Genomic DNA, 10,969 nt, shown 5'->3' with positions numbered 1-10,969 from the left:
CTCTACATGCGCCAGCACGAGGGCCGGGGAATCGGACTTCTCAACAAAGTTTGCGCCTATCACCTTCAGGACCAGGGCCTTGATACCGTCGAGGCCAATCTTCGGCTCGGTTATCCTCCGGACCTCCGGGATTACGGGATCGGCGCACAAATCCTTGTGGACCTGGGGGTGCGAAAGATCCGGCTCCTCACTAACAATCCCAAGAAAATTGCCGCCCTCTCCGGCTATGGCCTGGAGATCGTGGAACGCATCCCCATCGAGATTGAGCCGAATCCCTACAATCAGCGGTATTTGCGGGCCAAAAAGGAAAAGCTCGGGCATGAGCTTCGCAGCGTGTAAGGAGGGAATATGCCGGTGTTTGAGGGAAGACTGGATGGCCGGGGGCTGCGGGTAGGCCTCGTAGTCTCCCGATTCAACGAGCTAGTGACGCGGGAGCTTTTGGCCGGGGCCCAGGATCGGCTCAGGCGGCTGGGCGTGCGGGATGAGGACATGGTGGTCCTCTGGGTTCCCGGCGCGTTTGAGCTCCCTAGGGCCGTGCGCATTGTGGCGGAAAGCGGAAAAGTGGACGGGGTGGTGGCCCTGGCGGCGGTGGTGCGGGGAGAAACTCCGCATTTCGAGTACATCGCCAGCGAGGTGGCCAAAGGGCTAGCCAAGCTCGCCTTGGAGGGGCCAGTTCCCGTGACCTTCGGGGTCCTCACCGCCGACACCTTCGACCAAGCCCTGGAGCGGGCCGGAGGAAAAGCCGGGAACAAAGGAGCCCAGGCTGCCGAGGCCCTCGTGGAGATCCTCAACCTCGAACGGGAGCTCAGAAAATGAGGGTGGAAAGCGTCCGGGGCATGCGCGATATCCTCCCCGAGGAAGCTACCCTTTGGCAGAAACTCGAGGAGGAGATCCGCAGCCTTTTCGCCCTCTACGGCTACAAAGAGATCCGGCCGCCCATTTTGGAGTTGGCGGAGCTCTTCTCCCGCGGGGTGGGTACGGCCACGGACATCGTGCACAAAGAGATGTACGTCTTCCCCGACAAAAAGGGGCAGATGCTCGCTCTTCGTCCGGAGGCCACGGCCTCGGTGGTGCGGGCCTATATCGAGCATGGGCTCTACGCCAAAGGAGATTTGACCAAGCTCTACTACATCGGGCCCATGTTCCGCTACGAAAAGCCACAAAAAGGAAGGCAGCGGCAGTTCCACCAATATGGGGTGGAGGCCTTGGGCTCGCTGGATCCCGCCCTGGATGCGGAGGTCATCGATCTGGCATGGCACCTCATGGAGCGGGTGGGGCTTTCCCGGGAAGGGCTTTTCCTCCGCCTCAACTCTATCGGCTGCCGGGAGGATCGGCCCCAATATCGGGAGGCTTTGCGCTCCTATTTTTCTACCAAAAAGGAAGAGCTTTGCCCGGATTGCCAACGGCGACTCGAGGAGAATCCCCTGCGCATCCTGGACTGCAAGGAAGCCCAGTGCCAGGGAGCCATCGCCCAGGCCCCAAAGAGCCTGGATTACCTCTGTGAAAAGTGCCGCAAACACTTCGAGGAGCTCCTTTCCATCCTCCGGGATCTTGGGCTTTCCTATGAGCTCGATGCGCGGCTTGTGCGGGGGCTCGATTACTACACGCGGACCGTGTTCGAACTTTGCTCTAGGGAGCTTGGGGCCCAGGATGCTCTTTTGGGCGGAGGACGTTATGACGATCTCGTGGAGCTTTTGGGCGGCCCGCCCACACCAGGCGTGGGGTTCGCCGGGGGATTTGAGCGATTGGTGCTGGTTTTGTCCCAACGCGCGCCCCTAAACCCTGAGAACCCCGATCTGGACTTGTTTGTGGTCCCAATTGGGGAGGAAGGGAAGAGGAAGGCATTGGAGCTCCTGGCCCATCTTCGGCGGAAGGGAGTGGCCGCGGACCTCGATTATATGGGGCGGTCGCTCCGCAAAGTCATGAGCGTGGCCGCTCGACGGGCCCGCTACGCCCTCATCCTCGGCCCAGACGAGCTCTCCCAAAATCAGGTCACCTTGAAGAACCTAAGCTCCGGCGAGAGTACTCTCCTCCCTATCTCGGATTTCTTGGCCAACCCCCGCGCTTTTCTCCTTTAGTTCGGCTTGGTAAAAATCGTTTTCTCTGGCTTGTCCTTTGGGAGGGTTGGGGAGAAGGCATCAGCATATAGATGCCCAGAGAGCCTAGGCTGGCAGATTCTTGGGCAAACGCGCGCTCGCTAAGCCTGGCTTCCACACAGGGGGTTATCCTCTGCTCAGGGCCTGCTGAAGAATTGCCCGGACATTGCGGACATCATGGCATACACAGAACCTCCACGTTCCGAATCCGCCGTGGTGGTTTACAGCCCGCACCCAGCGATGGGCTGCGGCCTCTTTCTGCCGATCTTGGTCGGTCTCAAATCCCTTCACTTCCAAGATCACCTTGATTTCCCCACCCTCAGGGGTCCGCAACCGAATCAAGTAATCGGGGCGATATTCGTGTTGAACACCCTGCCATTCGTAAGGGATGGTGAAATCCAGATGGTCGTTTTTGGCATAAGCAATGACTTCAGGGATGCGTTCCAGTTGATAGGCAACCGAGTGCTCCCAGGTCGGTGCATCCAGCACAACATGGCTAATATGGCTTTTGGTTGTCCCCACACAGGGTCGTACGGTGCGAAAGAGCACCTCTGATGTGGAACCGATGGGACGGAAGCGCTCAATCACAGGCAGGATCGGAGGTTCGCCCGCTTCCGTGTCTGGCTCAATTGCCTCAGTCAAACGCTCAATGATTCGCTGTTTGTATTTGAGAAGGGCGACCTCCTCCAGCGGGGTCTCGCCCGTGACAACCACCCGCTTTTCCAGATACTCCCACACGATGTTAAGCACCTGCGGGAAAAGAATGTGCCGCGCGCTAAATTCCTCCCGCTTGCTCTTGAGTCGCTGGGTGATCTCAGCGGCAATCTCATAGACGCTGGCTTGAAGCCGTTTCTCCCGATGGAAAGGATTGCGGTCATGCAGTACCTCACCGCCGGGACCAAGTCGGTCGGGGCGTCCGATGCGGTAGCCGACAGCGGGCTTGACGGTCACTTCCGTCGGCTCGATAGAAGGATCGATCTTCAGGTAAGGCACGCCTTCCCAATTCACCCGAATCCGCTGGTGCACATCAAAGACATAGCCTTCCACGCGAGGAAAGGTGATTTCCAAATGCTTGCGCTCCGGGAGCGCCCGCACGAGGGTGGAAACCTTCTGCACCTCGGTTCGGCTAACGGGCTTCTTCTTGACGGGAATCACCTCAAAGGGCACGCCGTAAACGTCAACATATTCGGGTTCGGAGAAATCATCGTAGTTGAGGCGGCGCAACCCCCGCCCCACCACTTGCTCGCATAAAAGTTGCGAGGTGAAGGCACGCAAGCCCAGGATCTGCGTCACATTCTGTGCATCCCATCCTTCATTGAGCATCCCCACCGAGACCACGCACCGAATGTTTTTGCCGGGCGGATCGCCCTTGCCTTCCCATTCGGTTTTCCCAACGGTGTCCACCGTTTTGCGTAGGCGCTCGGCAGCTTGCTCCTTGGTCTCCCCCTCCACAGCGCTTTCAGCTTCTTTGAGCAGTTTCGTGTCAATACGTAGGGTCACTTCCTCGCCATCACGATTCTGCAACTCGGGCAACACATTCCCTTTGGCGATGTACTCGTGAACAACTTTGGCAAGGTCGGTATTGTCACAAACGACAATCAAGACCGGTGGCACGGGCGAACCTGCTTCCTGGAAGGATTCAAAGGTTTTCTTCCATTCAGAAGCCAAAGTGGCGAGCGCCCCTTCTGCCTCCCGGAGCACGGATTCAGGCTTGGCACGGCGACGCGCCGTTTGGCGCTCGGAAGCAGGGAGTTGCTGATTGATGTGCTCCCACAGACGGAAGTATTTGGGAATAAGTGCGCCCGTGTCGTCGTCCACCGGCACACGCGGGATTTTCACGATGCCCGATTCAATAGCATCCACCAACCCAAAATCGGAGACGATCCACGGAAAAGGCGTGCCTTCGTCATAACCACTGCCCTTGATGTGGAAAGGAGTTGCCGAAAAATCTGCGCAGAAGTTTATGCCTCGTACTGCATTGATTTTGTCCAAACCGCTGACCCAGACGGTTGCCTCTTCGAGCTCCTCTTTTTCTTCGGGGGAAAGCCTCTTCCGCACCTCATCGGGCAAAGGGGCAGGGCGATAGGCGTGATGGGCTTCGTCGTTGATGACAAGAATGTTTTGTTTGTTGCCCAACTCTTTCAACACGCGGCGACAGAAAGCAGCGTCGCTTTCCACACCACGCTGGACAACGCTACGCGAGCGGCTGTCGTCTTTGGGCTGGAAGAGATGCCAGTTGGTGATTTGAAACCTGCCCTGCTGCAACCGCTCCAGCATCCCGCGCGGCACAAGGTCGAATTTCTCGTAGTAGTTATTCGGCTTCCAGGGCAGAAGCACCTGCAGGCGTTCTTTGATGGTCAGGTTCGGGCAGACCACAAGCACGGCATCGGAAAAGCGGCGGTCTTGGGGATTGGCAAGTTTGTTCAGCACCTGCCAAGCGATGACCATGCCCATGACGACTGTTTTGCCGCTGCCCGTTGCCATCTTACAGGCGTAGCGGGTAAGCCCATTGTCTTTTGGGATATGGATGCCTTGTTTTTCGGCGGGGGAGGCTTCTATGAGCCAAATAAGGGTTTCGGCGGCTTCGCGCTGGCAGAAGAAAAGTTTGCGCTCCCGCTCGGGATTGTTCCAGTGATTCAGGAGTTGGCGGGTGATGGGCGTGACGCCCGGATAGCCTCGCTCCCGCCATTCTTTGACTCGCTGCCGAATGATGTTGACCGTCTCTAGCGGTACAAACTCTTCCTCTAGAAGCGCCGCCTGGGGGCCGCGCGTTCGCGCTTTCAGGTAATAGCCGGAAGGCCGCCGTCCCTCCTTCAACACAGGCTGTCCCGCTTCATAAGCCCACCACCGCGTGGGCTCCTCAAACGGCGAGTTGATGATGGGGTTGTCAACGGCAATACTCATCAGGTACCCCCTTTGAGGAGAAAAGTTCAATTTCTGCGTCCCGAAGTGTACGGGAAGAATCTTCCAAGACAGCTATTTCATCCTCGGAAAGGTTCTTAATGCCCCGTTGCGTAATCTGCCAAACATCAATAGGCGGCCCTAAACCATATGCACCGACCTCAATCGCCTCCTCAATTACTTTAAAGGCAAGTAAACTGGCCTTAGAGATATCCAGAGGCATGCCTTCGTATTTCTGTAACAAGGCGTAAGCAAAAGGCGCTCCAACTCCGGAGGCGAAAGGAACGTCTATCCATTCGGGTGTTCCATTAACCGCAATATGAAGAATACGAGGGCTATCACGATATTCGGCGAAGACAAAGTCACCGGGATGGAGTTTAAGCAGCATTTCAGGATCGTTATGAAAAAATTGCGTTCTAAAATCCATCTGAAGCAGTGTTGTTACACTCTGCCGCACAAGTCCTGCTAAATAGTCCCTCAAGTTTTGAAGTGGCTGTTCGTGTTCAAATGATGCATTAGCTATTCCTTCCTCAACTCTTTGGATAAGTGCCAACTCACCAGACGCACTCCATAAGCAGGATTCGTTCAGTTTCTTTATTTTTTTCCCTCGTCTCCGAATCATGCCGGCCGTAACTTGACCATCAGAAGCCATAACAATGCCATCCGTTGCCGGGATAACCAAAATAAGTGTCATTGTTTGAAAAGCCCTCCTATAATCGAGTTCACTGCAAATTCAGGTGCTTCATCATACACTCTCCGCAAGAGTTCGTAGAAACCGAGTTGCGAGACTTCCTGAACCACCTGTTTGAGTAACGCCTGTGTATTCAAGTCAACGGTTCTCATCGCTTCTTCCGCAGCGACTTTCCCACGCTCTGTCAGATAGTATTTAGCCCACTGCCGTGTTGGGTGAGGAGGCTGGACAATAAGCCCCTGCCTAGACATATCAGCAAGCACAGAATACACCTCAAAACTGCACGGACCATAAAGGTAGGGCACAAACTCAAAGTATCCTGGGATGTTCCTACCCGACCTGTTCCAGAGAAGAAATAGCGCCTTCATAAGACGAATTCTGTCCAGAGGCATCATCTTCAGTATCAACAATATCCAATCCCTCTTGGAAAGTGCCATTCCTCTACGCCTCCTTAGTGGCTGGCTGATACTCAGCTCGGCTAAGGGCTTGCACCCGCACCACCTCGTTTCCCCGAAAGTCTATGACTTTGACGGCGATGCGGTTGTGCTCGCCGGGTTTGAAGGGGAAGGAGACGGTGCCGCGCATTTGTTCAAAGGCTTCCTCGGGGATGGTGGCCTTGAGGGCACGTTGGAGTTTCTCCCATGCATCGGGGTCGCCGGGGAAGAAGGCTTGACAGATGTGGAAGGTCTTGCCGTCGTGGTCAGTGTCCAAAAACCAAGCCGCCACATCCTTGCCCGAGCTTGATTGCACCTCACCTGTGAGCGGGTCGTAGATGTCCACACCGCGCAACTCCACGACGAAAGTGCCGTCTTCCTGCCGTTGCACGCGCACATCGGGCTGACCAAATACGGTGAAGATTTGGCTTGCCCGCGTGGTCTTAAGCAGATCCCCCACCAGCACATCGGGGGCAATGTTGGCGAGATGCACCTGAAGCCCTGCCACCGGCGTCTTCTGGATGAGCGCCTGCGCCTCAGGGTCAAAGGCAAAGCCGGCGAAAATGAGGATGTTGTAGCCATTCATCTTTGCGGTCGGGATGGCCTCTTGAACCTGATAAGCCGTCACGGGTCCGTGTTGCGGACCGAAACTGATCGCTACCCGCAAAGTTTTGCCATTCTGCTGCGCTTCGGCCTCGGCATGGAGATAGCCTAAGTTCAATGGGCGCAGGTTTTGGAGTTCCAAGCGCTTGCCGCCAGGGAAAAGGACACCGCCTTGCTGCTTCAAGAGGTTGACCATCGTGGTGAGACAGTCGCCCCCTCGGTCGGCAATGCGCTCGCCAACTTCCTGCGCCTCAAATTGCGGGATAGGTGCCTGTGTCGGGTCTTCTACCGTCGGCACGGGGATTGCCTCTACGGTGAACGGTCCCGACACCCGAACCACGCCCTTGACCACTTTGGGTCGGTCATAGAGCACCTCTTGCGGGGCATTGCGCTTGATGCTCTCGTCAATCTCTTTTCGCTTTTGGCGCTTTAATTCCCAGAATCGGCGCAACGCCTCTTTTGCTGGCTCAGACCAATCGCTGGCAGGCACAGGTTCGGGAATTTCGTTTAACTTCCATCGGTGTCCCGTCTCCTGATAGATGGTTTCCAGCAAGCGCTCTGCTTCTTTTTTCGCTTCGGGCTCAAGGCTTTGCCGAATCTCCAAAAGCCGCCAATAAGCCTTCTGTGCCTTCTCTGACCAGACAGGATGGGGCACCTCGCGTGGCACTTCCCACTCTTTCCAGTCCTTGCCCAATGCTCTATTGAGTTCTTGCAAGGCCACTTCAATCTGAGGGTTGTACTTTTCGGCGATGGCATCAATTTCGGTGTTCTTGGCGATGCTCTCCAAGGTGATGTGGGGAACGGTCTCGTAGATGAAGCCGCCGGCGGGGCCGCGCTCGGGGTCTTTGAGTTCGTAGTAGTCGAACTTTGCCGTCATCAGACGCTGGCGGGCGATGGCCAGGGCCACGCGGCTGGTATCGCAGGTGATCCAGCGCCGCCCCCACTTCTCGGCGCACCAGGCGGTGGTGCCTGAGCCGCAGGTCGGGTCGAAGACCAGGTCGCCCGGGTCGGTAGTCATCAGGATGCAGCGTTCGATGACCTTTTCACCGGTTTGTACCGCGAAGATTCTTTCGGAGGGTCCTGTCGTATCCTGCCAAGGAGCTGTAAGCGGTGTCACAGGGTAATCGTCTGCAAACAGCACATAATTTAGTGTCTCGCCACTAAACTCCAACCTTTCAGAATGCAATAGCCGGTGCATTCCTTCTCTGTCCGTAGCCCATCCGTTCTTAGGTGGCTTCACCTCTTTGCCACGGAATACAAATGTAAATAAGCCACTTCGGTTCGTACCAGAAGGCATTAATGACTTAAGCCTAAACGGACGCGCACGTACTGGCAGTAGAGAATAGTTTCTTATTTGTTCATCAGTCATCTTAGCACGGGAGTATCCGCTATCCTCCCAAAACTTGTAAAGTGTATTGCCTTCAGTCGACTGAGGGATGAAAAGCTGACGATACTTCAACTGCTCCTTAGTCTTGGCATACCACAACAAAAAGTCGTCCATCTGCTCAATACCTTTGCTGGTTCCCAGAGGCATCGTTTTCTTACGGAAAGGGATCACCCCCACAAAATTCTCCCTTCCGAACACCTCATCCAACACACACCGCACCAGGTGCAGGTTCTCGTCGTTAATCTGGACGAAGATGGAGCCGCTCTCGGTGAGGAGTTCCCGCGCTAAGAGCAGACGGTCGCGCAGGTAGGTCAGGTAGGAGTGAATGCCCAGCGTCCAGGTGTCGCGGTAGGCCTTGATCTGCTCCGGCTCGTGGGTGAGGTCTTCGTCCGTGTCCTTCACGTCGCGGCGGTCAATGCGCGGCTGGAAGTTGCTGGAGTACTTGATGCCGTAGGGCGGGTCCATGTAAATCATCTGCACCTTGCCCGCCATGCCCTCCTTGACAAGAAGTGAGTTCATCACGAGAAGCGAATCGCCCAAGATCAGGCGGTTGGTCCAGCCGACCTCGTGCTTGTAGAACTCTATCTGCTGATCGGCAGGGAGGGGTGTTTCGCCGAAGAGATCGAACTGGATTGGTTCGGGGCGGCGGACGGCGCGCAGGATGGCTTTGGTGGAGATGTACTCATGAATGTGGAGCGAAACAACGTCCACCTCAAAACTGGTGTGCTCGGCTTTGCCCGCCCACACCAGTTGCGGATCCAAGTGGGGATCATAAGCATAGGTTTGGATCTTGCGCTCTCGCACCTCGTAAGTTGGAGCTATCCCCGCAGGCGGATTGTTTTTGCGCTTAACTTCAGGATACCGAAAATCATCAGCACCTTGGGCTGACTTCCCCGCTCGCTTCCTCCCCGGCATGTTTACCCCCACTTGCTCTTGCCGTGTTCGACAAAAGAAAGTATAGGAAAATCGCGGAGGGCAGGCAAACACCTTCCAATCGAGGCAACAGAAAATCTGGTCAGGCAGCGGGAGCGTGAAGGAGGGGCGGACAAAGGCCAGCGTGCCCCTTAAGAAAGCCCGGAAAACCGGAAAAGATTGGCCTCGAAAACGGCTGGAAAGAAACCTCCGCCATAAACCCCTCCCACGGAAATCGCAAAAAAATCCCCTCCCTGAACGGGAGGGGATGGAAAGGCAGAGGAAGACCGCGCCGGCTAGACACCTTTGGCGCCCACGGCCTCCGCCACCTCCGGAAGATCCAGGGAAACGAGGCGGGCCTTGAGGGGGATCCCCTCCCGGCTCCAGCCCCGCGCCTCGTAGTAGTCATCCAGAAGCTTTTGAAGCTCCTCGTAGCTCACGCGATCCCCGACAGAGGGCCCTTCGGGAATGGGCTCAGCCATGACCCGGTGCGGAAGATGATCGTCCTTTCGGGAGAAACCCTCGCGAACATTGAACGCCCGCGCCAGGTTATAGATGCGCTCGCCCACGGTGAGGAGCTCGGCCATGGTGAGGGAAAGACCCGTTTGCGCGGCCACCATGTCCGGAAAGGCTTCCAGGAAGAAGATGTGCCGGGAGAACTTGCACACGCCCAGGGCATCGTAGAGGGCCATGAGGTCCTCGTGGATCTTCACCTCAAAACCTTTGCCCATAAGTTTGCGGCGATCCACGGCCTCGAACTTCCACCAGGAGCCGCCGTATTCGGTTCCGTAGACCCCGGCCGTGAGGTGATCGCCGCCCCGGAAGGCCACGGCAAACGCCAGGGCCACACCCTTGGAGCCGCGAATATCGTAGGCGGGAAGCTCCATGCCCTTGATGTGGATGGCGAACTCCTCCCCTTTTCCGAGTTTTTTCGCGGCGGCGCGGGAGCCGTTCGCGAGAAGCTCCCCGACCTTTCCCTCCCTCCGGCCCATCTTCTCCAAAACTTTCAGCATGGCCTCAGCGTTCCCGAAGCGAAGGTTGATCCCATCCAGGTCCGCCGGGCTGAGGTAGCCGCGCTCCACGGCCTCCATGGCCCAGGACACGGTGAGGCCCGCGGAGATTGTGTCGATTCCAAGGAGGTCACAGATCTCGTTGGCCTTGGCCACGGCCTCGATCTCGGCGATCTCCGGCGCGCCGCCCAGGGAATAAAGGGTCTCGTACTCCGGACCGTCCACCTCGATGGGCCCGTATTTCCCTCCCTCCACCACGAAGAGCTGGCCGCAGGGTTTGGTGCAGAAGGGGCAGGCCACGTTGCGCTTGGAATATTTTGGCGCCCAATAGTAGGGGTCGAGCTCAATCTTCCCCTCCTTAGCCCTCTCGTAGGCACTTTTGAAAAAGCCCCACTGCCAGTTGCGGGAGGGGAAAGTACCGGAGACCCGGTTCATCCAGTCCAGGAACTCCCCGGAGCCGTACTTCATATCGGCTTCCGTCACCGGGTGTTTACGGATGATCTCGTTCCAGTGGCGGATGAGCTCCTTCACCTTTTCCGGATCGGCCATGGGGATCTCGCCGGTGCCCTTGACCACGACGGCCTTGAGTTTCTTGGCCCCAAGGACCGCGCCGCCTCCGCCCCGGCCGGCCTGGCGGCCATCGCACTCGATGGTGGCAATCCAAGAAAGCTTTTCTCCCGCCGGGCCAATCACCGCAGTGCGGATCCCCTCGCCGTAGCGCTCCTGGAGAGCCTTGCGGGTGGCGCGGGTATCAAGACCCCAAAGATCCCGGCCGCTATCCAGACGAGCTTTTCCGTCCTCGATCACCAGGACAACGGGTTCTCTACTTTGCCCGCGGATAACGAGGGCATCGAAACCAGCTTTGCGCAACGCCACCCCGATCCATGCGCCGGCCATGGACCGGCAAAGGCCGCCCGTAAGGGGAGAACGGAAGG

The 10,969-nt window shown here is 57.1% G+C and carries 8 protein-coding genes; 3 read left to right on the top strand and 5 right to left on the bottom strand.

Annotation, left to right across the window (positions count from 1 at the left end):
- The 3 genes from H5T41_09990 to H5T41_09980 form a co-directional block, all read left to right on the top strand.
- Positions 1-339, top strand: a 339-nt coding sequence (locus H5T41_09990; protein ID MBC7109093.1) for a GTP cyclohydrolase II, incomplete at its 5' end; no start/stop codon positions are given.
- Positions 340-348: 9 nt separating this feature from the next.
- Positions 349-816: a 6,7-dimethyl-8-ribityllumazine synthase gene (locus tag H5T41_09985; protein ID MBC7109092.1), complete on the top strand. Its 468-nt coding sequence runs from the start codon at positions 349-351 to the stop codon at positions 814-816.
- Positions 813-2,078, top strand: a complete 1,266-nt coding sequence (locus H5T41_09980) for a histidine--tRNA ligase (GenBank protein ID MBC7109091.1) — start codon at positions 813-815, stop codon at positions 2,076-2,078. Before H5T41_09985 ends, H5T41_09980 begins: the two co-directional genes overlap by 4 nt.
- Positions 2,079-2,222: 144 nt before the next feature.
- On the opposite strand, the gene H5T41_09975 is transcribed toward H5T41_09980, so the two are convergent.
- The 5 genes from H5T41_09975 to H5T41_09955 form a co-directional block, all read right to left on the bottom strand.
- A complete protein-coding gene (locus H5T41_09975) occupies positions 2,223-5,000 on the bottom strand; it encodes a DEAD/DEAH box helicase family protein (GenBank protein MBC7109090.1) in 2,778 nt (925 codons plus the stop codon).
- Positions 4,984-5,691, bottom strand: a complete 708-nt coding sequence (locus tag H5T41_09970) for a hypothetical protein (protein MBC7109089.1) — start codon at positions 5,689-5,691, stop codon at positions 4,984-4,986. The genes H5T41_09975 and H5T41_09970 overlap by 17 nt, the downstream gene beginning before the upstream one ends.
- The gene (locus H5T41_09965) at positions 5,688-6,125 is read right to left on the bottom strand and encodes a hypothetical protein (protein MBC7109088.1); all 438 of its coding nucleotides are present in this window, start codon (positions 6,123-6,125) and stop codon (positions 5,688-5,690) included. Before H5T41_09965 ends, H5T41_09970 begins: the two co-directional genes overlap by 4 nt.
- A 4-nt stretch (positions 6,126-6,129) precedes the next feature.
- Positions 6,130-9,027 carry a site-specific DNA-methyltransferase gene (locus H5T41_09960; GenBank protein MBC7109087.1) on the bottom strand — a complete coding sequence of 966 codons (2,898 nt, stop codon included), beginning with the start codon at positions 9,025-9,027 and terminating at the stop codon, positions 6,130-6,132.
- 293 nt (positions 9,028-9,320) lie between these two features.
- The coding region (locus H5T41_09955) for an aldehyde:ferredoxin oxidoreductase (protein ID MBC7109086.1) at positions 9,321-10,969 on the bottom strand (1,649 nt) is incomplete at its 5' end.

It is taken from the genome of Methanomassiliicoccales archaeon, from assembly GCA_014361295.1.
Taxonomy (GTDB): domain Archaea; phylum Thermoplasmatota; class Thermoplasmata; order Methanomassiliicoccales; family JACIVX01; genus JACIVX01.
Note: the sequence above shows the minus strand (reverse complement) of the source record. Positions and strands in the feature narration are given on the sequence as shown.